Raw genomic sequence first — 22,433 nt, forward strand, 5'->3', positions numbered from 1 at the left:
TTCCACCGGGAGGATGGCTCAGTGGTGGTGGCCACCGTCGCCATGCACGTGGCCGTGCTCGACTTCCTCGGCGCTGGCCTCGCGGACCTCGACGATCTCCACGTCGAAATGCAGGTCCTTGCCGGCCATCGGGTGGTTCAGGTCGACATCGACCACGCTGTGGCCGACTTTCTCCACGGTCACCGCGCGCGGGCCGAAGTTGGTCTGCAGGACCACCTGCACGCCCGGCTGCAGCTTGGTGTTGCCGAAATGCTTCTTTGGGATGCGCTGGCCCATGCCCTCGCGGCGCTCGCCATAGGCGTCGGCCGCTGCAACGTCGACTTCGAAGCGATCGCCGGCGACCTTGTCCTGCATCGCAGCTTCCAGCCCGGGGATGATGTTGCCGTGGCCGATCAGGATCGCGATCGGCTCGCGCTCCTGCGAGCTCTCCAACGGCTCCTGGCCGACTTCGGAGACGGTGTAGTGGAAACGGACGACGCGGTCTTTTTCGATCTTCATGCGCAACTCGGGCTAGCTGCCGGGGTGCGGCAGCGGGTGGGCGGCTTGTCGGCCGCGAGGAAGTGCGGCCATGATGGCCGCCGTGATGACAGGTCCACATTATCCCGCCCCGCTCCCGGCCATGCCAGTTCCAGGTAGGGTCGCCATGGCGTTCGCGACGGTTCTGGTGGTGCTGCTGGCCGGCTGCGGGCGTGAAGCCACGCGTGCGGAAGCCCCGCCGGGCCGCCACTGGCCGCAGGTCGTCCCGGCCGACCCGGCCGCGGCCAATGCGGTCACCCTGCGCGCCCTGAGCCTGGTGGGCACGCCGTACCGTTATGGCGGCAATACCCCAGACTCGGGTTTCGACTGCAGCGGCCTGGTCAATTACGTCTACCGCGACATGCTCGACCTGCGCCTGCCGCGCAGTTCGCGCGACCTCGCGGCGGCCCAGGGGCCGCGCCTGGCCCCGGAAAAGCTGGCCAGCGGCGACCTGGTGTTCTTCGGCAGCCGCGGCGACGTCAGCCACGTCGGCATCTACGTCGGAGAGGGCCGTTTCGTCCACGCGCCCAGTACCGGTGGCACGGTCCGCCTGGACCGGCTGGACGGCCCGTACTGGCGGGACCACTACAGCGGGGCCAAACGGGTTCTGCTCTGAAATGGGACACGCACCCACGTGACTTCACGAAAATTTAACTTTTTGTGAACATCAAGGAGCGGTGAAGGGGGCATGATCGACCCATTGCCGTAATGTGATCCCCGCGTGACGACCGACGACCTGCTTCCAGGCCAGCCCGCCGCCACTCCAGCGCCCCGCCCCCGGCGGACGCTGAGCCCCCTGCTCTCCCTGCTTCTGGCCCTGCCCGCCGTACCGGCGCTGGCGGCGCCCGAACCCGCGCAGATCGTGCCCGAGGCCATTGCCCCGGCGGCGAGCGAGATCCTCGCCCCCGAACTCGACCTGCCTGTCGCGACCGTGGCCATCGCCGCTCCTCCGGCGGCGCCTGCAACGGCCCGCGCAGCCGCCCCGGGCAAGCCTGCCGCCGCACCTGCAGCGCCCGCGGGCCTGCGCCAGAAGGCCGATGCCGCCGCCAACGCGACCCTGGCCGCGTTGCTGCCGCACCTGGCCGGCAACGACAGCATCCCTTTGCTGGACCGCTCGGCGATGTTCGCCGGCGACGTCAGCCGCCTGCTCGCCGCCTACGACCTGACCCAGGGCGTACCGGAACAGGCCACCACCGGCGGCGCCCAGGGCCGCGTGCAGCAGGTACTGAAAGCGGCCACGGCCCTGATCGGCACGCCGTACCGCTGGGGTGGCACCTCTACCGAAGGTTTCGACTGCAGCGGCCTGGTCGGCTACGTGTTCCGCAGCGCGCTGGGCATCGAGCTGCCGCGCGTGTCGCGCGAGATGGCGACCAAGTCCGACGCCGAACTGATCCGCGACCGCAGCATGCTCAACCCGGGCGACCTGGTGTTCTTCGGCCTGCGTGGCCGGGTCAACCATGTCGGCATCTACGTCGGCGAAGGCCAGTTCCTGCACGCGCCCAGCCGCGGCAAGGACGTGCGCGTGGACCGCATGGATACCGGCTACTGGGGCAACCGCTTCATGCAGGCCCGCCGCGTCGACCTCTGACGCAGCTCGCCGCAACGCATCCACGAGGCCGCCGCAAGGCGGCCTCGTGCGTTGGCGGCCATGAACGGCCCGCCCCGGGCGAACCGGCGGTCAGGCCGCCGGTGACTGGTAGCGGGCGATCGTCTGTTCGATGCCCTTGCTCAGCTCCATCACCTGCAGCGCGTATTCGGCCATGCGCCGGTCCTCGTCGCACTGCGGTACCCAGGGCGGCACCGCGACCGGCCGGCCCTCGACCGCGTCCAGCGCCACGAACACGATCACGCAGTGCGTGCACAGCCGCCAGTCGCCCCCCATCGGGTCGCGGGCGCGCACTTCGATGGCGAAATGCATGCTGCTGTTGCCGGTGTAGACCAGCTTGGCCGATACCGCGACCAGGTCGCTGATGCGCACCGGCGCCAGGAAGCGGATCCCGCCCACCGCGACAGTGACGCTGTAGCCCCCGCTCCAGCCGACCGCGGCGGCGTAGCCGGCCTGGTCGATCCACTTCATCACGACCCCGCCATGGACCTTGCCGCCGTAGTTCACGTCGGTGGGTTCGGCGAGGAAACGCAGGGTCAGTTCGCGCTGCTGTCCAGGCATGTCGGCGTTCCGGTCTGGCACGTGGGGCCGAGACTACGCCGCCGGACGCACCGGCGCGTGCACGATGCCGCGCAGCAGCGTGACCGCGGGCCGCACCTCGGCGATCTTGGGCTGACCTCGGGGAAGGGGATTGCACGATGCAGGCGACACTGCTGACCAACCTGATGCTGCCACTGGCGCTGGGCGTGATCATGCTCGGGCTCGGCCTCGGGCTGACCGTCGAGGATTTCCGGCGGGTTGCGCGCTATCCGCGCGCGGTGCTGGTCGGCCTCGCCCTGCAGACGCTGCTGCTGCCGTGGGTCGCCTTCGCGCTGGCACTGGCCTTCCGCCTGCCGCCGGAGCTGGCCGTGGGGCTGATGCTGGTGGCCGCCTCGCCCGGTGGCGCCACCGCCAACATCTACAGCCACCTGGCGCGCGGCGATGTCGCCCTCAACATCACCCTGACCGCGATCAACAGCGTGTTGTGCCTGCTGACCCTGCCGGTGATCCTCGACCTGGCGCTGGAATATTTCCTCGGCGCAGGCCAGTTCGTGCCGCCGCCGACGCGCAAGATCATCGAGGTGGCGGTGATCATCCTGCTGCCGGTGCTGCTCGGCATGACCCTTCGCGGCCTGGCGCCCACGCTGGCCGCGCGCGCCGAAAAGCCCCTGCGGCTGCTTGCGGTGCTGGTGCTCGCCTTGCTGGTGGCGATAGCGGTGGCCCAGTCCTGGCAGGTGCTGGCGAGCTACTTCGCCGCCGTCGGCCTGGCCTGCCTGCTGTTCAACCTCGCGAGCATGGGCGCGGGCTATGCCGCGCCGCTGGCCTTGCGCCTGCCGCGCCGGCAGGCGATCGCCATCGCCATGGAGATCGGCATCCACAACGGCACCCTGGCGATCTTCGTCGCGCTCAACGTGCTGGAGAACGCCACCATCGCCGCCCCGGCGGCGGTCTACAGCCTGCTGATGTTCCTCACCGCGGCGGCATTCGCGTGGTGGCTGGTGCGCAGCGACGCGCAAAAACGGGAGGGCGCGGTGGCGTAAGCGGACGCGGCGGGCGATGCTGCGCATCCCTCCCGACCGGATCGTGCGATGCGCCGTGGCGTCCTGTGCTGTTGCCTGCTGCTGTCCCCGGTTGCGATCGCCGGGGAGGCGCCCCGCACCCTTTACCGCAACGCGGTGCTGATCGATGGAACCGGTGCCCCGGCACGGCCGGGGACCAGCATCCTGGTCGAGGGCGAACGCATCGCCGCGGTGATGCCCGACGCGCAGGCACGCACCGCCGGTGCGACGGTCGTGGACCTGCGCGGCCGGTATGTCGTCCCCGGCCTGATCGATACCCACGTCCACCTGGCCACGCCACCGGATGCGGCCGAGGCGAAGAAGAACCTGCGACGCCAGCTCTACTCCGGCGTGACCGCCGTGCGCAGCATGGCCGACGACGTGCGCTCGGTCGGCGAGCTCTCGCGGCAGGCGCTGGTCGGCGAGATTCCGTCGCCCGACATCCACTACGCCGCCTTGATGGCCGGACCGGGCTTCTTCAAGGATCCGCGCACCATCGCGGTGACGCGCGGCAGGAAGCCCGGGCAGACGCCGTGGATGCAGGCCATCGACGAGCGCACCGACCTGGTCCTGGCCGTGGCGATGGCGCGCGGCACCTCGGCCGACGGGATCAAGCTCTACGCCGACATGCCCGGTCCGCTGCTGGCGAAGATCACCACCGAAGCGCACCGCCAGGGCATCCCGGTGTGGGCGCATGCGGCGGTATTCCCGGCGATGCCCGCCGACGACGTCGCCGCCGGCGTGGACGTGATCTCGCACAGCTGCCCGCTCGCCTACGAGGCCTCGCCGCACAAGCCGGCCAGTTACCACGAGCGCACGCCGGTCGACGAGTCCGCGTTCAAGGACGGCGCGATGCCGGCGTCCATCACCGGCCTGTTCGCGTCGATGGCCGCGCGCGGGACCATCCTGGACGCGACCAACCTGGTGTACGTGCGCCATGTCGAGGAGTACGCGCGCGACAAGCAGGGCGCGCCGCCACGCTGCTCGGCCGGGCTGACCCTGCGCCTGACCGCGCAGGCCTTCCAGCAGGGCGTGGCCATTTCCAGCGGCACCGACGGCGACAATCCCGACGAGGCGCCGTTCCCTTCGCTGCACGACGAACTGGACCTGCTCGCCGGCCCGGTCGGGATGCCGCCAATGGAAGTGCTCCGCGCCGCGACTGCGACGGCGGCGCGCGCGCTGGGCCAGGAAAAGGCCATGGGCACGATCGAGCCGGGCAAGCTGGCCAACCTGGTCGTGCTCTCGGAAGATCCTCTCACCGACATCGATCACCTGCGCAGCGTGACCGAGACGGTGAAGCGCGGCGTGCGCTATCCGCGCAGCGCCTTCCACGCCGTGACGGAGAAGAAGGCCGGCGCGAGCGGTCGCGACTGAGGCCGCCGGCTCAGTCGCCGACGCCCTCGTGTTCGAGGCCGATGTTGCTGGAAGCGCGATCGTAGATGTCGCGATCCAGCAGGCCGGTTTCCTTGGCCACCAGCACCGGCACCAGCATCTGCCCGGTCACGTTGGTCATCGTCCGCATCATGTCGAGCACGCGGTCGATCGCCACCAGCAGGCCGATGCCTTCCAGCGGCAGGCCGGCGGCGCTGAGCACCAGGGTCACCATCACGATCGCCGTGCCCGGCACGCCGGCGGTGCCGAAGCTGCCCAGCACCGACGCGAGCAGGATCACGAAGTACTGGTTCACCGACAGGTCCAGGCCGAAGTACTGGGCCACGAACACGCTGGTCAGCGCCGGGTAGATCGCGCCGCAACCATCCATCTTGATGCTCGCGCCCAGCGGCACGGCGAAGGCGGCGTAATCCCGGTCCACGCCCAGGTTGTGGGTGACGCTGCGCATCGCCACCGGCATCGAGGCGAAGCTCGAGGAACTGACGAACGCCACCTGCATGCCGGGCGCGGCGCCGCGGAAGAACTTCAGTGGATTGAGCCCGTGCGCCAGCAGCAGGCTTCCATAGACGAAGACGATGTGCAGCGCGCAGGCCAGGTACAGGGCGAACACGAAGTTGCCCAGCGGCAGCAGCTTCTCGAAGCCGTAACTGCCGACCAGGCCGGCGATCAGACCGAAGGTGCCCAGCGGCGTGGTCTCCAGTACGAAACGGGTGACCTGGATCATGGTCTCGCTGGCTTCGCCGGCCAGCGCGCGCAGCCGCGCGGCGCGCTCGCCGAGCTTGACCAGGGCGAAGCCGACCAGGCCGGCGAAGAAGATCACCTGCAGGATCTTGCCCTCGGCCAGCGCCTTGAACGGATTGGCCGGGACCACGTCCAGCAGCACCTGCACCGGGGTGGGCACTTCGCGCACGGTGTAGTCCGGCGCCATCTCCAGCCCGGTCAGGCCGTGGCCGGGCTTGAGCACCAGCCCCACCACCAGGCCCACGCATACCGCCAGCGCGGCGGTGGCGGCGAACCAGAGGAAGGTGCGCCCGCCCAGCGCGGCCACCGACTTCTGCCCGTGCAGGGAGGCGACGGCATTGATCACCGCGAACAGCACCAGCGGCACCGCGATCATCCGGATCAGGGTCACGTAGATCGTGCCCAGCGGCCCGAACCAGGTCTGCGCCGCGGGTCCCATCAGCCAGCCGGCGAGCGCGCCGAGGACGAAGCCGGCCAGCACGCGCTGCCAGAACGGGATGGCCAGCCAGGCCGAAACCAGTTTCATCGGAAGTCCGCACCATCGGCGCATGGATCGAACCGGCACGATAGCCCACCGGTACCAGCGGTGGCGATGACGGCAGTGGAACGCCGACATGTCATCGGCATGACATTGCCACGGCGGCATAATGCGCCACCCTCCACTGCGCCACCGGCGCCGTGCCCTGGCGCCGCGCAGCGGCTTGCCATGGCGGCACGGCCCGAGCGCCCATCCCGGACCCGTGATGCAGCGTTCCAAGCCTGTCCTGCCCCTCGCCGCCTTCTGCGCCACCCTGCTCTGCGCCTGCGCTTCGCCGGACGTCTCGGGCAGCCGCACCACGCCTGTCGCAGTGAACGTGCCGGCGACGGTCCATCCGGGCGGTGAAACGGCCGACTGGTGGTACCGCAGCGGCGCGGCGCGCGCGGCGGGCAACGGCGCCATGTCGGGCAAGGCGAAGAACGTGATCGTGTTCCTGGGCGACGGCATGAGCCTGACCACGGTGGCCGCCGCGCGCATCCTCGAAGGCCAGCGCAGGGGCCAGCCGGGCGAGGAGAACCAGCTGAGCTGGGAGCGCTTCCCGAATACCGCCCTTAGCAAGACCTACAACACCGACTCGCAGACCCCCGATTCGGCCGGCACGATGACCGCGATCAGCACCGGCGTGAAAACCCACATGGGCGCGATCGGTGTCTCCGCCGGGCATCGCGACGACTGCGCCGGCAGCCTGCGCAAGCATCGCCTCACCTGGCTGCAGCTGGCCGACAGCGCCGGCATGGCGACCGGGATCGTCTCCACCGCGCGGCTGACGCACGCAACGCCGGCGGCGACTTGGGCGCATTCGCCGAACCGCGACTGGGAGAACGACACCGACCTGCCGCCGGAGGCGCTCGCGCAGGGCTGCACCGACATCGCGCGGCAGATGGTGGGCACGCCTTACGGCCGTGGCCCGCGCGTGCTGCTGGGCGGTGGACGCGGCGAATTCACCCCGGTGGGCCAGCGCGATCCGGAATACGACGACAAGGTCGGCCAGCGCCTCGACGGGCGCGACCTTGTCGCCGACTGGAAAAGCGCGCATCCGCAGGGTCGCTATGTGTGGAATCGCGAGCAGATGCGGGCCGCGGCCGGCGCCCCGGCGCTGCTGGGCCTGTTCGAGCCCGACCACATGCAGTTCGACCACGACCGCAACCACGCCGCCGAGCCCTCGCTTGCGGAAATGACCGCAACCGCGATCACGCACCTGTCGCAGGACCCCAACGGCTTCGTGCTGATGGTCGAGGGCGCGCGCATCGACCACGCCAACCACTACGGCAACGCGTTCCGCGCACTGGACGAAACCATCGCCCTGTCCGAAGCGGTCCGCACCGCGGTGGAGATGACATCGGCGCAGGACACGCTGGTCCTGGTCACCGCCGACCATTCGCACACGCTCAACTTCGTCGGTTACCCGGTGCGCGGCAATCCGATCCTGGGCAAGGTCCGCGGCCGCGGCGGCGAGGACGATGCGCCCGGCGAGTACGCGCGCGACGCCACCGGCCTGACGTTCACCACGCTCACCTACGCCAATGGCCCGGGCAACACCGGCGAGAGCAACCGCCAGGCAGCCGGCCCGAAGCGGTTCCTGCATTCGCCTAGCACGTTTGCGCCGGTGGAAGGCCGTCCGGACCTGTCGCAGGTCGATACGGCCGCACCCGACTACCTGCAGGAAGCGCTGGTGCCGCTGAAATCCGAATCGCACGGCGGCGAGGACGTGGGCATCTGGGCACGCGGCCCCGGCAGCGAAGCGGTCCGCGGCACGGTCGAGCAGAACACGCTCTACCACTTCATCGTGCAGGCGACGCCGCGCCTGCGGGAACGCCTCTGCCAGGCCGGCACCTGCGACGACAATGGCGTGCCGGTGGAGTTGCCGCAGCCGTCGGATTTCATGCGGTAGGGCAGCGCAGGCGGCGGCGCAGTTACCACGCCCAAGCTATAGCGGTCATGTCCGCCCCTGCGTGGGTCGGATACGCGCCGCGTAACCCGTCGTGCCGGACCACGGCTCTTGCAGTAGCGGACTCCAGGCCGCAACACCGACGACGACTGCACAGGCGACGCCCCCGTGCTTCTGGCGCCCTCGGTGTCGCGGTCATGCCCGCTCCTACAGGGGAGCGGGTGTATCCGGTTCTTGCGGAACCCGGGTCCAATCGAAGACACCACGGCCCCGGCGCGAGCGACATGTTGCTGCCCAGACACCGGTGTTTACGCGGAAACGGTCCCGCTCGCTTGCAGCGCCGCTCAGAACGGCTTGGCCAGCACCAGCCAGACCACGATGAGCAGCGCCAGCACCGGCAGCTCGTTGAACAGGCGCAGCGCGCGCGACGACGGCAGCGCACGTCCGTTCTCCAGGCCCTTCAGCCAGCGGCCGCCCATGATGTAGTGCGCCAGCATCAGCGCGACCAGCAGCAGCTTGGCGTGCAGCCAGCCCGCCGGCGAACCGACCATCGTCGGAAATCCATCGACCACCCGGTGGCCCAGCCACAGCACCAGCCCCAGCAGCGCGGCCAGGCCGAACATGTGGTGACCGAAGCGGTACAGCCGACGCCCCATGAGCAGCAGGCGCACACGCACCTCGGGCTGCTCGCCGGCTTCGGCCAGGTTGACCAGGATCCGCGGCAGGTAGAACACGCCACCCATCCAGGCGATCACGAACAGCAGGTGGAAGGATTTCACCCAGAGATACGTTGCGTACATGCGCGACAGGCCTGCGGCTAGGATGTGCGGATTCTCGGCGATCGACCGCGCACTGTCGAACCACCGGGATGCACGCACGGTGCTTCCATCCACTTTCCCTGTCCTGCGACCGATGACCAAGACCTACGACCGCCGCTACTTCGACCACTGGTACCGCGGCCAGGATCTGCACGATCCCAAGCGGCTGGCGCGCACCGTCGCCCTGGCGGTGGCCACGGCCGAGTACTACCTCGAGCGCCCGGTGCGCAGCGTGCTCGACATCGGCTGCGGCGAAGGCGCCTGGCGCGCGCCCTTGCTGAAGCTGCGGCCGACGCTGCGCTACCTGGGCTTCGACGGCAGCGAATATGCGATCGCCCGGCATGGCGCGCGGCGCAACCTGCACCTGGCCCGCTTCGGGGATTTCGCCTGGCTGCGCCCGTGCGCGCCGGTGGACCTGCTGGTCTGCAGCGACGTGCTGCACTACCTGCCGGCGCGCGAACTGGCGCGCGGCCTGCCCGGACTGGCCGAGCTTTGCGGAGGCGTCGCCTACCTCGGCACGTTCACCGGTGAAGACGAATTCGAGGGCGATACCGACGGCTTCCAGCCGCGCGCGGCCGCCTGGTACCGGCGGCGCCTGCGGGCGCAGGGCTTCACGCCGGTGGGATCGCAATGCTGGCTCGGGCCGGGCATGGCGGATGCACCCTCGGCGCTGGAGCGCGGCTGACCGCCGGCGCCCGTCGACGAGTCCTAGCCGCAGGCGTTGCGCACGTCCTGGTCGAGGCTGTTGCGCAGCGCGGGGCTGACGGCGGCACCGGCAGCGCCCAGCGCGGCCGTACGCTGCGCCTTGGCACCGTCGCAGGCGGAATTCGCGGCGTTCGTGGTGTAACGGACCTGCACGCGGCGCTGCCCCGGCCCGGCCGGCACGGCAACGGCCTGCATGGAGCTCGACAGCGGTGCCGAGCCGAGCGGCGCGGAACCGGACGAAGGGGCAACATGGCTACGGGTCGCGGAAGCCTCGCCCTCGGCGCAGGGCGTGGACTGGTAGCTGTTGCTGCCGTCCTCGGCCGTGCACTTGTAGACGGGTTGGGCCTGGGCAGCGCCGGCCACGAACAGAAGCACCCACAGGCCGCAATTTTTCATGGAACGTTCCGCGCTGGAAGAGCGTGAAAGCCTAGCATCCACCTACGCACACAATCGGGACCTTCCACACGTTTCAGCGCGCGCAATGGTGAAGTGCCTGCCGATTCTCGATGCGTGACCATGGGCTGGGCACGACCGCCGCCGGTCCGGCCGCCGGCGCTCGACCCGCCGTTCCCAGCCTCGCCGGATCACCGATGCACACGCCGGACCTGGACCCGGCGCGCATCCACATGCGTCGTTCGAGGGAGTCGCGAGGAGGCGCTGGTGCAACGCAGGCAGCCCGACACCGCGCCTCACTCACCGCGACGCATGGCCCAGCGCCGTATCACCGCGGCCATCGCCGTGACCCCATCGGTCAGCGCCGCGGGGCCCGGCTGCAGGATCAGCGGCGATTTGATCTCGTGCAGCTCGCCATCGCGCACCGCCGGGATCGCGCTCCAGCCCGGACGCGCGGCAACCTGTTCCGGCCGGAATTTCTTGCCGCACCACGAGCCGAAGATGATGTCCGGCGCGCGCTCCACCACCGGGTCGCCACTGGCAAGGATCCGCCCCCGTGCGAGCGGCTGGGCGGAAAGCTCCGGAAACACGTCCTCGCCGCCGGCGATCCGCACCAGCTCCGCCACCCACTGGATGCCGGTGATGATCGGTTCGTCCCATTCCTCGAAGTACACCTTTGGCCGCACTGGCAGCATGGCGGCCTGTGCCTCGATCTCGTCCAGGCCGCGCCTGAGCCCATCGGCATAGGCGTTGGCGCGCTCGCCCGCGCCGACCAGCGCGCCGAGCCGGCGCACGTAGTCGAGGATGCCGTCCACGCTGCGGTGGTTGGCGACCCAGACCTCCACCCCGCGTCGCACCAGTTCGGCGGCGATGTCGGCCTGGATGTCGGAGAAACCGATCGCAAGCTCCGGCCGCAGGGCGAGGATCGCCTCGATCTTCGCGCTGGTGAATGCACTGACCTTGGGCTTCTCGCGTCGCGCCTGCGGTGGCCGCACCGTGAAGCCGCTGATGCCGACGATCCGATCCTGCTCGCCGAGCGCGTACAGCGTTTCGGTCGGCTCCTCGGTGAGGCAGACGATCCGCCGCGGACCCATCAGGCGATCGCCTTGTACGGGCAGGCGGCGTGCCCGGCCGCTCGCAGGCTGCGTACCTCGTGTGCGGCTGGATTGCCCGGGGTCGCAAACCGCGCCGCGGCTGGCAGCGCGCGCATGCCGGTGTCGCCGGTCACGGATACAGCATCCGCTTCGCCCAGGCGCCCGCTGCATCGCGTTCATAGCACCAGCGCTCGTGGAGGCGGAAGCCGGCGCCATACCAGAACTCGAACGACTCCGGCTCCACGCGGAATCCGCTCCAGCCCGGCGGACGCGGTACGTCGCGACCGTCGAACTCCGCTTCGACCGCCGCCAGCCGCGCCTCGAACGCTTCGCGCGAAGGCAGCGTCGTCGACTGCCTGGACGCCCACGCACCCAGCTGGCTCATCCGCGGCCGGCTGGCGAAGTAGGCGTCTGCTTCGGCGTCGTCGACCAGGGCCACGCCACCGGCAATCCGTGCCTGCACCCCCGCCTCGCGCAGGTGGCGCCAGTGGAACAGCAAAGCCGCGTGCGGGTTGGCGCGCAGGTCGCGGCCCTTGGGACTGTCCAGGTGGGTGTAGAACGCGAAGCCGCGCGCATCGAATGCCTTCAGCAGCACCGTCCGCGCGGAAGGCCGTCCATCCGCGCCGGCGGTGGCCACGGTCATCGCATTGGGATCGGTCATGCCGCTGGCTGCGGCCTCGTCGAGCAGCCGGCCGAAGGTCGCGAGCGCCTCGGTGTACAGCGGGTCGGTCATGGTGGCTCCACACGCGCATCGGGGACCCGTATTGTGGCCCCATGCCGATGCAGGCGCACGCAGGTTTCCCGGAGTCACTGGTGCACGAAGCACTGGTGGCAAGTGCCGCCTGCGCGGGCACCGGCATGCGCGTGCTCGGCATCAGCGGGCTGCAGGGCAGCGGCAAGAGCACGCTGGCCGCCCAGGTCGTAGCCGCCGCCCACGCGGCGGGAATGTCGGCGGCGACCGCCTCGCTGGATGATTTCTATCTCACGGCCGCCAATCGCCAGGTGCTCGCGCGCGAAGTGCATCCGCTGCTCGCCACACGTGGCCCGCCCGGTACGCACGACGTAGCGCTGGCCTTGCGGACCCTCGATGCGCTTGGCGACGGCGACGTTGTTCCGCTGCCGCGCTTCGACAAGCTCGGTGACGACCGGATGCCCGCATCGCGCTGGCCGGTCCCCACGCGTCCACTCGACCTCCTGGTGCTGGAGGGCTGGTGCCTTTCGGTATCCGCGGAGGCCGACGACGCACTGCGCGTGCCGCTCAATGCCCTCGAGCGCGACGAAGACCCCGATGGCACCTGGCGCCGCTGGTGCAACACCGCGCTTGGCCGTGATTACCCGGCGCTGTGGCAGCGCATCGACACGCTCTGGTTCCTGCAGCCTCCGGACTTCGAGGCCGTATACGCCTGGCGCCTGCAGCAGGAGCGGGCGCTGCAGGCCGCCGAGCCCGGACGCGCCGGCATGGACGTGCCAAGCCTGGCGCGCTTCATCCAGCACTACGAGCGGGTGAGCCGGCAGGCGCTGCGGACCCTGCCCGCACGGGCCGACAGGGTGATCGCGCTCGGTGGCGGCCGCGAGGTGCTTGCCTGAGTGCTCAGCCCCCGGTGCACTTCGCGTAGGGCGATCCCTTGAGCCAGGGCTGATAGCGCGGCGGCATCGGCGGTCCACCGGGGAAACCCAGGTCATGCCCCGTGACCGTCAGCGACCCGGGACCGGTGTCGTTGACCAGGACGAGCAGGGGATTGGGGCCCGCATCGGTCCAGTACGGGAAGAAGGCGCCCGCGTCCCCCTGGTAGTCCGGCCCGAAGAACGTGATCGCATGTTCCAGCGTCGGCGCGCGCTCGACCCTGCCCTGGCCCTGGTCCAGCGAAAAGCCAGCCGCGTCGATCACCACCTGCGGATACTTCGCGCAATCGCCCTTCGGCCCGTAGCGGCCGAACAGCGACTCGAAGCCCTTCATGTCGCTCAGCGATACCGCGCCGGCTGCACCGCTGGCGGCGATCGAAACGATGCCAGCCAGCGCCAGGCGCCCGATCCAGATCTGCATGACGACCTCCCGGTGAGTGTGGTGCCCGCATCCGCGCAGTCCGCGGATCGCGCCCTCGCACGCGACGCCATCCGCACCTGATCCGGACAACGGCGCACCGTCGCGGAAGCGGCCAGCGGGCCGCGGCCCTCGGCGGCTACTGGACGATGAAGGTGACTTTCAGGTTGACCCGCCACTCCACGACGTTGCCCTCGCCATCGGTCTCCACCTTGGTTTCGTTGATCCAGGCGCCCTGGATGCCCTGCACGGTCTCGGCGACCTTCTTCAACCCGCTCCTGACCGCATCCTCGATGCTGGTCTTGGACGAGGCGCTGACTTCGATGACCTTGGCGATCGACATGGCGACACTCCTGCTGGGGGCGCCTGCGCGCCGGGAGCCAGAGTCTGTTGCCACGCGTGTTAACCCCGCGGCATGACCCGGCGGCCCTCGCCACATCCGGCGCATCGATACGCGCGCGCTCGGTTGCAGCGGTGACCGTCGTCCGCTTCCGGAGCCGGTGCTAGCATCCCTGCCCATGAATCCCGCACCCAACCTCGTGCTGGTCGGCCCGATGGGCGCCGGCAAGACATCGATCGGACGGCGCCTTGCCGAGCGCTTCGGCCTGCAGTTCGTCGACGCCGACCACCACATCGAACAGCGCACCGGCGCGACCATCACCGCGATCTTCGAGCACGTGGGCGAGTCGGGCTTCCGCGAGCGCGAGCGCTGCGCGCTGTCCGAACTGCTGGCCGGCGAGGGGCAGCTCGTCGCCACCGGCGGCGGCGCGGTCCTGGATGCGGAGAACCGCCGCCTCATGCGCGAACGCGGCTTCGTCGTCTACCTGTCGGCCGGGCTGGAGGCGCAGATGAAGCGACTGGCGCGCGACCGTACCCGCCCGTTGCTGCAGCGGGCCGATCGCGACCAGGTGCTGCGCGACCTGGCCCTGGCACGCGAACCGCTTTACCGCGAGGTTGCCGACCTGTCCATGGATACCGACGGCCTGACCGCAACCGATGCCGCCACGCGCCTGGCCCTGCAGCTGGCCAGCCGCTGGAACTTCGGCGGTGTCGCGGCATGAGCGCGACGCGCACGGTCGCAGTGGGCGGCGACACTCCCTACTCCATCGACATCGGACCCGGACTGCTCGGCGACGGCGCGCGTCTGGCCTCGCACGCACGGGGCCGCCACGTGTTGCTGCTGAGCGACAGCCACGTCGCGCCGCTGTACGCGGGCGCGGTCGAGGCCGCGTTGCGCGCCGCGCGACCGGACCTGCACATCGCCCTGCACGTGATCCCCGCCGGCGAGGCGCACAAGACCCTGGCCAGCTTCGGCGGGGTGATCGACGCGCTGGCCGCGCTGGGCGCCACCCGCGACGCCACCGTGTATGCGCTCGGGGGCGGCGTGGTCGGCGACCTGGCCGGTTTCGCCGCGGCGTGCTGGATGCGCGGCGTGGACTGCGTGCAACTGCCCACCACCCTGCTGTCGATGGTCGATTCGTCGGTCGGCGGCAAGACCGCGGTCGACATCCCGCAGGGCAAGAACCTGGTCGGCGCCTTCCATCCGCCGCGCGCGGTGTTCGCCGACACCGCCGCGCTGCGTACCCTGCCGCCGCGCGAACTGCGGGCCGGCCTGGCGGAAGTGATCAAGTACGGGGCGATCCGCGACCCGCTGTTCTTCCAGTGGCTGGAGGCCGAACGCGAGGCCCTGCTGGCCGGCGACGACCGGGCCCTGGCGGAGGCGATCGCGCGCAGCTGCGAACACAAGGCCGGGATCGTCGAGCGCGACCCGCTGGAAAAGGGCGAACGCGCCCTGCTCAACCTCGGCCATACCTTCGGCCACGCGATCGAGGCCGAACAGGGGTACGCCGGCAGCGATCGCGACGCACTCAACCACGGCGAAGCGGTGGCGGTAGGGATGGTCCTGGCCGCGCGCCTGTCGGTCCGGCTGGGGATGGCAGCAGCAACCGACACCGAGCGGTTGCGCAGCCTGCTGGTCGCGTGCGGGCTGCCGACCGCCGTGCCGGCCGGCCTGGAACCGGCCGCGCTGCTGGCGCGCATGCGCCTGGACAAGAAGAACCTGGCCGGCCGCCTGCGCCTGGTCCTGTGGCGTGGCCTGGGGCGCGCCGAGGTGGTGCCGGACGTGGACGAGGCCCGCGTGCTGGAGATCCTTGGCGAGGGCTGAGCCCCGCCTGCGCTCCCCGTGCTGGAAACCACGCGCGCATCCCGGGTCGCACCAGGCCCCATCGCGGCCCATGGCCGGTCCAGGCCGCCAGCCCTGGCGGAAGCGGCGCGGAACCCGGCCAGACGGCGGCCCCCGGCGATGGCGCCGGCTACAATTGCGCCATGCGCATCTTCCTGCAGCAGCACCCGGCCCCGGGTGAAGCCCCCCGCTACCTGCAGCTGACCCTGCAGCCGGACCTGTTCGGCGGCTGGGAGCTGCTGCGCGAGAGCGGCCAGATCGGCGGCCGCGCGCAGCTGCGCCGCGAGCAGTACCTGCTCCAGGCCGAAGCCACCGCCGCCTTCGAGAAGGCCCGCGACAGCCAGCTCAAGCGCGGCTTCCAGCTCATGTTCGTCAGCGGCGCCGAGGCGCCGAAATAGGCAGCCCACTGCGGCCGCGATCCTCGACCCCAGCCTCCCCTCCCCGCCACAGGTTCCCCGTGTCCGATACCCTCGCCAATGACCGCCTGCTGCGCGCCCTGCGCCGGCAGCCCGTAGACCGAACTCCCGTCTGGCTGATGCGCCAGGCCGGCCGCTACCTGCCCGAGTACCGCGCCAGCCGCGCTGCCGCCGGCAGCTTCCTGGCGATGGCCAAGAATCCCGAGCTGGCCTGCGAAGTGACCCTGCAGCCGCTGCGCCGCTTCCCGCTGGACGCGGCCATCCTGTTCTCCGACATCCTCACCGTGCCCGACGCGATGGGCCTGGGCCTGTACTTCGTCGAGGGCGAAGGTCCCAAGTTCGAGCGCCCGGTGCGCAACGAAGAGGACGTCGCCCGCCTGGCCGTGCCGGACATGGAGACCGAGCTGCGCTACGTGATGGATGCCATCCGCGTGATCCGCCGCGAGCTGGGTGGCCAAGTGCCGCTGATCGGCTTCTCGGGCAGCCCGTGGACCCTGGCCTGCTACATGGTCGAGGGCGGCGGCAGCGACAACTATTCGAAGATCAAGGCGATGGCCTTCAACCGGCCCGAGCTTCTGCACCGGATGCTGGGCGTGGTCACCGACGCGGTGATCGCCTACCTGTCGGCGCAGCGCGCGGCCGGCGCGCAGGCGCTGCAGGTGTTCGACACCTGGGGCGGCGTGCTGTCGCCGTCGCTGTACCGCGAGTTCTCGCTGCCGTACCTGGAGCGCATCGCGCGCGAGCTGCAACGCGGCGAAGGCGACGCGCGCACGCCGCTGATCCTGTTCGGCAAGGGCAACGCCCCGCACCTGGAAGCGCTGGCCGCCACCGGCACCGACGCGGTCGGCGTCGACTGGCTGGTCGACCTGTCCGAAGCCGCGCGCCGCACCGGCGGCCGCGTCGCGCTGCAGGGCAACCTGGATCCGGCCACCCTGTACGGCAGCCCGCAGGCGATCGCGCGCCAAGCCGCGCGCGTGCTCGACGACTACGCCGCCGGCAATGGCGGATCGCGCGAGGGCCACGTGTTCAACCTCGGCCACGGCATGTCGCCGGACATGGATCCCGAGCACGTCGCCGCGCTGGTCGAGGCGGTGCACGCGCACAGCGCGCGCTGAGGGCGCGCTCATCCCGTCCCGGATTGCGGTGGCTGCGGCCGCCCGATCCGGGGGCCGCGCGAGGGACCTTCGACGGCGTTCGGTGCGCGGTACTCGATCCGCATCTCGCGCATCGAGGGCGGCACCTCCGGCTCTATGGCCTCCGGCGCCACGCAACCGGGATACAGCGTGCCCGTCAGCTCCTTCGCAAGCGCCTGCGCGCGCGCGGCCTCGCCGCGCGCGACCAGCACGCGATCGTCGACCACCACCGCGGCGACGTCCCGCCCCGGGTCGCGGTAACTGGCCCGCACCCGGTCGTGGCCGGAAGCGGGCAAGGTGTCGACGATATCGGTACGGGCTGCCAACCAGCACCTTCCGGTGTTGACGATGCGCAACTGCGCGGCCACCACCTGCATGAATCGCACCAGCTCGTCCTCGATCGGGGACGACAGCGGCGCGCTGGCGCGCGCCTTGACCAGGTACAGGTCGTGCGCAAACAGCAGCATCGCCGACGCCAGGCGTTCGTCGGGATAGGCGAGGCCCAGCTTCCAGGCCTGCTGCATGCCTGCCGCGGGCGCGGCGGCGTCCACGCCATGGCCCTCCACGCCGCCGCGGGCCAATTCGATGGGCTCGAGCACGCCCAGCGCCACCTCGCGTCCGGCCTGCCGGGCGGCATCGGCAATGCCGTCGCGCTCGCTACCCGCGACCAGCGCCAGGCTCTGCACGCTTTGCAGGCCGGCGGGATAGAAATAGAGGTCGATCCAGCGCTGCTTGCCGTTGTCGATGTAGCGCACCGACACGCCCAGGCGCTGTTCGGGATAACGATGCTCGGACTCGGCGACCCAGCTGCCGACCTGCAGCGGATAGAGCACGCGGCTCTCGGCGAGCACCCCGCCAAGGAACTCGACCTGCGAAGGCGTCTCCACAACAGTCAGCTGCGTGTCCTGCGACTGCGCCGCTGCGGCGACAGGCCCCAGGGCCAGGCCGGCGCCGGCCAGCATCCCCGCCAGGCGCCAGCACAGGCCGCCGCGCGTCATGTCCCGGGAGCATCCGGCAGCAGCGACTCGATCGCCGCGGCCAGCATCTCGCCGGTGACCGGCTTGCGCAGGAAGCCGTCGAATCCGGCCGCGCGCGCCTGCTGCTCGGCGTCTCCGTCGGCGCGCGCGGTCACCGCCAGCAACGGCGGTGCGAATCCCTGCAGGCGCAGCTGGCGGGCCAGCGCCAGGCCATCCATGCCCGGCAGGTCCAGGTCGAGCAAGGCCATGTCGAAGCGCGCCACCGACACGTCGGCCAGCGCGGCCAGTCCGTGCGGCGCGTGCGCGACCCGATGGCCCTGCGCGCGCAGCAGGCTGGCGATCACCTCGGCCACGGTCGGGTCGTCCTCCACCAGCAGCAGGTCCAGGTGCCGCGATGCGGCGGCGGCGTGTCGCGATGCAGGCGCCGGCGGCGATACCGCGGCCAGCGGCAGCTGCACGCTGAACGCCGTGCCCTGCCCTGGCGTGCTGTCGACACTGATCCGCCCGCCCATGGCCACCGCCAGCTCCTGGCAGATCGCCAGGCCCAGGCCGCTGCCGCCGTAGCGGGCGGTCGTGCGCGCGCCATCGGCCTGCTCGAAGCGCCGGAACAGGCGCTGGCGCTGTTCGTCGTTGAGGCCCGGGCCGGTATCGCGCACCACGAAACCGACCCCGCCCTCCACGCCCGGCGACACATCCAGCGCGACTTCCCCACGATCGGTGAACTTGACCGCGTTGCCGAGCAGGTTGAGCAGGATCTGGCGCACGCGCATCGGATCGCCGCGCAGGCCACGCGGCGCGTCCTCGGCCACGTTGACGTGGAAGGCCAGGCCGCGCTGCTCGGCGCTGGGCGCCATCAGCGCGGCGATCTCGGCGACCAGCGCGTGCAGGTCGAAATCCTGCATGTCCAGCTCGAGCTTTCCGGCCTCGATCCGGGCCAGGTCCAGCGCATCGTTGACCAGCCGCATGAGGTGTTCGCCGGCCCGGCGGATGGATTCGATGTAGCTGCGCTGGCGTGGATCCAGCGGCGTGGCCAGCAGCAGTTCGCTCATGCCCAGCACGCCGGTCATCGGCGTGCGCACCTCGTGGCCCAGGGTCGCCAGGAAACGGCTCTTGGCCAGCGAGGCCTGCTCGGCCAGCTCGCGCTTGTGCACGTCCAGCTGCCACTGGTTGCGGCGGCTCAGGCGGCGGCGGTACAGCCAGCCGAGCGAAAGCAGCAGCACGATGCCGAGCGCACCCAGCCCGGCGATGCCCCAGGGACTGCGCCACCACGGCGGCGGCACGCGGAAGGAGATTTCCTGCGCCTGCGACCAGGGCTGGCCGGGACCTGCCGCCGCCTGGATCCGCAACCGGTAATTGCCGGCGGGCAATTGCGAGAAGACCCGCTCGCCGCGACCCTGCACGCCGATCCAGTCCTGGTCGAAGCCATCGAGGCGGAAGCGGTAGCGGTTGGACTCCGGATCGTCGAACGCCATCAGCCGGGTGACCACCTGCAGGTCATGGTCGTCCGGCAGCAGTTCGAAACCGCCGGTGGCCGGCAACTCGACCAGCTCTTCGCCGCGACGCACGCGCACCGCCTCCACGACCAGCTGCGGTGGCGGACGCACCGGATCGGGCATGTCCGTATCGAGCAGCAACAGCGAGCCATCGCCGGCGCTTGCGACCAGCACGCCAGAGGCATCCAGTGCCAGCGCGCGCTCGGTGAACTCCTGGCTGGTCAGGCCCTCGCGCACGCCGAATCGGCGCACCGTCGGCACCCCGTCGGCGGCACGCGGGTCGACGCGGAACAGGCCGCGGCGCGTGGCCAACCAGGCCCGATGCATGCGGTCCACGACCAGCCCGGTCGCTTCGGTGGCGGGGATGCCTTCACCGATGCCCAGGTGCAGGCGCCGCTGCCAGGCATCCTGCTCGCGATCCCATGCCTCGAGGCCGGTCAGCCTTTGCAGCCACACCCGGTCGGGACCGTCGAAGGCGAAGGCGAGCACCGGCTGCGAATCCATCCCCGGCAAGGGAAGAAAGGCGCGGGCCGCCGCATCCCATCGCCGCAAGCCGGCTTCTGCGGCGACCCAGGGCGCGTCGTCCGGCCCGAGCTGGACCATCGACAGGTCGGCCATGGCCAAGCCGGGCGTACCGACCGGCAGCGATTCCTGGACGCGTCCACTCCGCAGGTCGCGGCGCTGCAGGCCTCCGCCGGTAGCGGCCAGCCAGATGCTGGCATCGCGCGCGGGAAGCAGCCACTGGATGGCCTTGCCCGGCGTGGTGTCGGCGGAGCCGTCGTTGAGCCATTGCACGACCTCCCCGGTGCCGGGATCCATCCGCACCAGGCCGTTGCCCTGGTCAAGCCAGAGCCGGCCGCTTCGATCCTCGAGAATGGCATTGCGCCGCATGTGCGCCAGTTGCGACGACAGCGGCTGCGTCTCGCCCGTTCTCGTGTCCAGCCATTCGATGCTGCCGGTGCTGCCGGCGAGCCAGACGCCACCACGCGCGGCCGGCGCGACACCGCGATACATGCCTCCCTCGAGCCCATGGGTTTCGTCCAGCACCGCCATGCGCCGCCAGTCAGAGCGCAGGTAGCCCAGTCCGCGCGACGGCAGCGTCACCCACAACGCGCCGTCGGGCTGGCGCAGCAACGCCTGCACCTGGCTGTTGACGCCCAGCGCCTTGGCCTCGTGGGTGACCGCCACCGGGGCGTTGCCGCCGCGGACGCGCCACAGGCCATTGGTCGCGGCGATCCAGTAACCGCCTTCGCCGTCGTCGCTCATCGCGGTAACGGTCTGCTTGCCGGTGAATGCCCCGGCCCAGGCCGGCGTGCGCCAACGGCCGTCGTCGCCGAGGCGGAACAGTCCGCGCGTCGTGCCGATCCAGGTCGATTCCCCTTCGCGCCACAGCGAAACCACGGTCGGCGAGGGAAACTCGCCCGGCAGCGGCAGGCGATGCACCTGCTTGTCGGCGCAGCGCACCAGGCCCTGCATCGTGCCGACCAGGATCCCCCCGCGGTCGTCGAACGCCAGCGCCATGATTGCCCGGTCCAGCACGGCGTTGACCGCCGGATCGGAAGAACGCAGCCGCTTGACCTGGTCCTGCGCGTCTATGCGATAGAGGCCGCCGCCATAGGTTCCGAACCATATTTCGTCGCCGCGGCCGGCTACGGCGAAGACTTCCTCGCTCTCCATCTGCGGGAACTGCGCCTTGCGGAAGTGGCGGAAGCCCTTGCGATCGGCATCCATCACGCTCAGGCCGCCACCTTCGCTCGCGACCCAGATGCGGTTGCGCGCATCCACGTACAGCACCTGCAGCACGTTGCCCGGCAGCGACGTCGGATCCTCAGGATCGTGCCGCCAGACGCGGAAGCCGACGCCGTCATAGCGTGCCAGCCCATCCCACGTGGCCGCCCAGAGGAAGTCGTCCTGGTCGCGCGCCAGCGCCGGCACTGTCGTGGCCGGCAGGCCGTCGGCCGGACCGAGCACGCGGAAACGTGGAATCTCGGGCACGGCGGCGGCGGCGGTCGTGGCGACCACCAGCAACAGGCACAGCACGCACCCACGCCACATCGGCATTCCGGTTCCCGTTCCCACCCCGTTTCCCCGTGCGGATCGTCGCAACGCATCGTTGCAGGCGCAAGCCGCGCGCGTGGCGATGCCGGCCTAGAATGCCGCCATGTCCGCCGATTCAACCTCCCTGCCCCCCATACGCCGCGGTCCGGCCGCGCGGGCGGCGCGCCTGCTGCTGGCCTGGTTGACGCTGGTCCCCGCCCTGGCCGGTGCCGCCCAGGCCCGCTACGAACTGGACCCGGTCCACACGCGGGTGCTGTTCGCGATTTCGCATGCAGGCTTCTCGCAGGCGCTGGGCACGCTCTCGGGCAGCACCGGCACGCTCGAGTTCGACCCGGACGACTGGAGCCAGGCGCGACTGGACGTGAACGTGCCGCTGCAACGCCTGGACCTGGGCGATGACGGCTGGAATCGCGCCGCGCTCGCCCGCAACCTGCTCGACGCCCAACGCTGGCCGGAAGCGCGATTCGTCTCCACCCGCGTCGAATCGCTCGCCCCTGACCGTTTCATCGTCCATGGCGAACTGACCCTGCGCGGCGTAACCCGCGAGGTTCCGCTGCAGGTCACCTTCAACGCACTCAAGCGGCATCCGCTGCCGCCGTTCCGCCGCACCGCCGGCTTCTCCGCCACCGCCACGCTCAGCCGCCAGGCGTTCGGCATGGATGCCTGGCCGTCGGTGATCGGCGACCAGGTCGAACTGCGGATCGAAGCCGAGGCGTTGCGCAGCACGCGCGCAGGCGATGGCAAGGCGACGACCGATGACGATGGCATCGCGCCAGCGCCCGGGGCCGACGCGGACACCCCGCCGCCGGCCAGCGACGATCCCGCCGACAGCCCCGCGCCTCCC

23 protein-coding genes are annotated in these 22,433 nt (G+C 70.8%); 12 read left to right on the forward strand and 11 right to left on the reverse strand.

What is annotated here, in order from left to right; translation table 11 throughout:
• Positions 1 to 18: 18 nt before the first annotated feature.
• Positions 19 to 498, reverse strand: a complete 480-nt coding sequence (locus CSC65_RS08980) for an FKBP-type peptidyl-prolyl cis-trans isomerase (RefSeq protein WP_162410219.1) — start codon at positions 496 to 498, stop codon at positions 19 to 21.
• A 145-nt stretch (positions 499 to 643) separates the two neighbouring features.
• On the opposite strand from CSC65_RS08980, the gene CSC65_RS08985 reads away from it, so the two are divergent.
• A complete protein-coding gene (locus CSC65_RS08985; RefSeq protein ID WP_162410220.1) occupies positions 644 to 1,132 on the forward strand; it encodes a C40 family peptidase in 489 nt (162 codons plus the stop codon).
• A 105-nt stretch (positions 1,133 to 1,237) separates the two neighbouring features.
• On the forward strand, positions 1,238 to 2,104 hold the full coding sequence (locus CSC65_RS08990; protein WP_162410221.1) for a C40 family peptidase: 867 nt from the start codon (positions 1,238 to 1,240) through the stop codon (positions 2,102 to 2,104).
• Between the two features lie 90 nt (positions 2,105 to 2,194).
• Here CSC65_RS08990 and CSC65_RS08995 read toward each other — a convergent pair whose 3' ends face one another.
• Complete coding sequence (locus tag CSC65_RS08995; protein ID WP_162410222.1) at positions 2,195 to 2,683, reverse strand: acyl-CoA thioesterase; 489 nt, start codon at positions 2,681 to 2,683, stop codon at positions 2,195 to 2,197.
• A 137-nt stretch (positions 2,684 to 2,820) separates the two neighbouring features.
• On the opposite strand from CSC65_RS08995, the gene CSC65_RS09000 reads away from it, so the two are divergent.
• Both CSC65_RS09000 and CSC65_RS09005 read left to right on the forward strand, forming a co-directional pair.
• Positions 2,821 to 3,702 carry a bile acid:sodium symporter family protein gene (locus CSC65_RS09000; RefSeq protein ID WP_162410223.1) on the forward strand — a complete coding sequence of 294 codons (882 nt, stop codon included), beginning with the start codon at positions 2,821 to 2,823 and terminating at the stop codon, positions 3,700 to 3,702.
• Positions 3,703 to 3,750: 48 nt separating this feature from the next.
• Positions 3,751 to 5,094, forward strand: a complete 1,344-nt coding sequence (locus CSC65_RS09005) for an amidohydrolase family protein (protein WP_162410224.1) — start codon at positions 3,751 to 3,753, stop codon at positions 5,092 to 5,094.
• A 10-nt stretch (positions 5,095 to 5,104) separates the two neighbouring features.
• Here CSC65_RS09005 and CSC65_RS09010 read toward each other — a convergent pair whose 3' ends face one another.
• Entirely contained in the window at positions 5,105 to 6,379 is a 1,275-nt protein-coding gene (locus CSC65_RS09010) for a dicarboxylate/amino acid:cation symporter (RefSeq protein ID WP_162410225.1), read from the reverse strand.
• Between the two features lie 217 nt (positions 6,380 to 6,596).
• Here CSC65_RS09010 and CSC65_RS09015 point away from each other — a divergent pair, with 217 nt between their 5' ends.
• Positions 6,597 to 8,282, forward strand: a complete 1,686-nt coding sequence (locus tag CSC65_RS09015; RefSeq protein ID WP_162410226.1) for an alkaline phosphatase family protein — start codon at positions 6,597 to 6,599, stop codon at positions 8,280 to 8,282.
• A gap of 341 nt (positions 8,283 to 8,623) precedes the next feature.
• Here CSC65_RS09015 and CSC65_RS09020 read toward each other — a convergent pair whose 3' ends face one another.
• Positions 8,624 to 9,079, reverse strand: a complete 456-nt coding sequence (locus tag CSC65_RS09020) for a CopD family protein (protein WP_162410257.1) — start codon at positions 9,077 to 9,079, stop codon at positions 8,624 to 8,626.
• Positions 9,080 to 9,191: 112 nt separating this feature from the next.
• Here CSC65_RS09020 and CSC65_RS09025 point away from each other — a divergent pair, with 112 nt between their 5' ends.
• The gene (locus CSC65_RS09025; RefSeq protein WP_162410227.1) at positions 9,192 to 9,782 is read left to right on the forward strand and encodes a class I SAM-dependent DNA methyltransferase; all 591 of its coding nucleotides are present in this window, start codon (positions 9,192 to 9,194) and stop codon (positions 9,780 to 9,782) included.
• A 23-nt stretch (positions 9,783 to 9,805) separates the two neighbouring features.
• Here CSC65_RS09025 and CSC65_RS09030 read toward each other — a convergent pair whose 3' ends face one another.
• The 3 genes from CSC65_RS09030 to pdxH all read right to left on the reverse strand — a co-directional run bounded on the left by CSC65_RS09030 (position 9,806) and on the right by pdxH (position 12,022).
• Complete coding sequence (locus tag CSC65_RS09030) at positions 9,806 to 10,198, reverse strand: DUF4124 domain-containing protein (RefSeq protein ID WP_162410228.1); 393 nt, start codon at positions 10,196 to 10,198, stop codon at positions 9,806 to 9,808.
• Positions 10,199 to 10,491: 293 nt separating this feature from the next.
• Positions 10,492 to 11,289, reverse strand: coding sequence for a cobalamin-binding protein (locus CSC65_RS09035; protein ID WP_162410229.1), 798 nt, complete (start codon positions 11,287 to 11,289; stop codon positions 10,492 to 10,494).
• Between the two features lie 130 nt (positions 11,290 to 11,419).
• Positions 11,420 to 12,022, reverse strand: a complete 603-nt coding sequence (gene pdxH / locus CSC65_RS09040) for a pyridoxamine 5'-phosphate oxidase (RefSeq protein ID WP_162410230.1) — start codon at positions 12,020 to 12,022, stop codon at positions 11,420 to 11,422.
• Between the two features lie 41 nt (positions 12,023 to 12,063).
• Here pdxH and CSC65_RS09045 point away from each other — a divergent pair, with 41 nt between their 5' ends.
• Entirely contained in the window at positions 12,064 to 12,876 is an 813-nt protein-coding gene (locus CSC65_RS09045) for a kinase (RefSeq protein WP_162410231.1), read from the forward strand.
• A 4-nt stretch (positions 12,877 to 12,880) separates the two neighbouring features.
• On the opposite strand, the gene CSC65_RS09050 is transcribed toward CSC65_RS09045, so the two are convergent.
• The gene (locus tag CSC65_RS09050; RefSeq protein WP_162410232.1) at positions 12,881 to 13,333 is read right to left on the reverse strand and encodes a hypothetical protein; all 453 of its coding nucleotides are present in this window, start codon (positions 13,331 to 13,333) and stop codon (positions 12,881 to 12,883) included.
• Positions 13,334 to 13,469: 136 nt separating this feature from the next.
• A complete protein-coding gene (locus CSC65_RS09055) occupies positions 13,470 to 13,673 on the reverse strand; it encodes a dodecin family protein (RefSeq protein ID WP_162410233.1) in 204 nt (67 codons plus the stop codon).
• Positions 13,674 to 13,848: 175 nt separating this feature from the next.
• Here CSC65_RS09055 and CSC65_RS09060 point away from each other — a divergent pair, with 175 nt between their 5' ends.
• The 4 genes from CSC65_RS09060 (at position 13,849) to hemE (ending at position 17,043) form a co-directional block, all read left to right on the forward strand.
• Positions 13,849 to 14,391 carry a shikimate kinase gene (locus CSC65_RS09060; RefSeq protein ID WP_162410234.1) on the forward strand — a complete coding sequence of 181 codons (543 nt, stop codon included), beginning with the start codon at positions 13,849 to 13,851 and terminating at the stop codon, positions 14,389 to 14,391.
• Entirely contained in the window at positions 14,388 to 15,494 is a 1,107-nt protein-coding gene (gene aroB, locus CSC65_RS09065) for a 3-dehydroquinate synthase (RefSeq protein WP_162410235.1), read from the forward strand. The genes CSC65_RS09060 and aroB overlap by 4 nt, the downstream gene beginning before the upstream one ends.
• A gap of 161 nt (positions 15,495 to 15,655) precedes the next feature.
• On the forward strand, positions 15,656 to 15,910 hold the full coding sequence (locus CSC65_RS09070; protein WP_162410236.1) for a WGR domain-containing protein: 255 nt from the start codon (positions 15,656 to 15,658) through the stop codon (positions 15,908 to 15,910).
• Between the two features lie 59 nt (positions 15,911 to 15,969).
• Positions 15,970 to 17,043 carry a uroporphyrinogen decarboxylase gene (gene hemE / locus CSC65_RS09075; protein ID WP_162410237.1) on the forward strand — a complete coding sequence of 358 codons (1,074 nt, stop codon included), beginning with the start codon at positions 15,970 to 15,972 and terminating at the stop codon, positions 17,041 to 17,043.
• A gap of 8 nt (positions 17,044 to 17,051) precedes the next feature.
• Here the strand turns inward: hemE and CSC65_RS09080 are convergent, their stop codons facing one another.
• Together CSC65_RS09080 and CSC65_RS09085 are read right to left on the reverse strand one after the other, a co-directional pair.
• The gene (locus CSC65_RS09080) at positions 17,052 to 18,059 is read right to left on the reverse strand and encodes a hypothetical protein (protein WP_162410238.1); all 1,008 of its coding nucleotides are present in this window, start codon (positions 18,057 to 18,059) and stop codon (positions 17,052 to 17,054) included.
• Positions 18,056 to 21,592 carry a hybrid sensor histidine kinase/response regulator gene (locus CSC65_RS09085; RefSeq protein WP_238390331.1) on the reverse strand — a complete coding sequence of 1,179 codons (3,537 nt, stop codon included), beginning with the start codon at positions 21,590 to 21,592 and terminating at the stop codon, positions 18,056 to 18,058. Before CSC65_RS09085 ends, CSC65_RS09080 begins: the two co-directional genes overlap by 4 nt.
• A gap of 100 nt (positions 21,593 to 21,692) precedes the next feature.
• Here CSC65_RS09085 and CSC65_RS09090 point away from each other — a divergent pair.
• On the forward strand, positions 21,693 to 22,433 hold a 741-nt coding region (locus CSC65_RS09090; RefSeq protein ID WP_162410239.1), incomplete at its 3' end, for a YceI family protein.

The organism is Pseudoxanthomonas daejeonensis (genome assembly GCF_010093205.1).
Lineage (GTDB): Bacteria > Pseudomonadota > Gammaproteobacteria > Xanthomonadales > Xanthomonadaceae > Pseudoxanthomonas > Pseudoxanthomonas daejeonensis.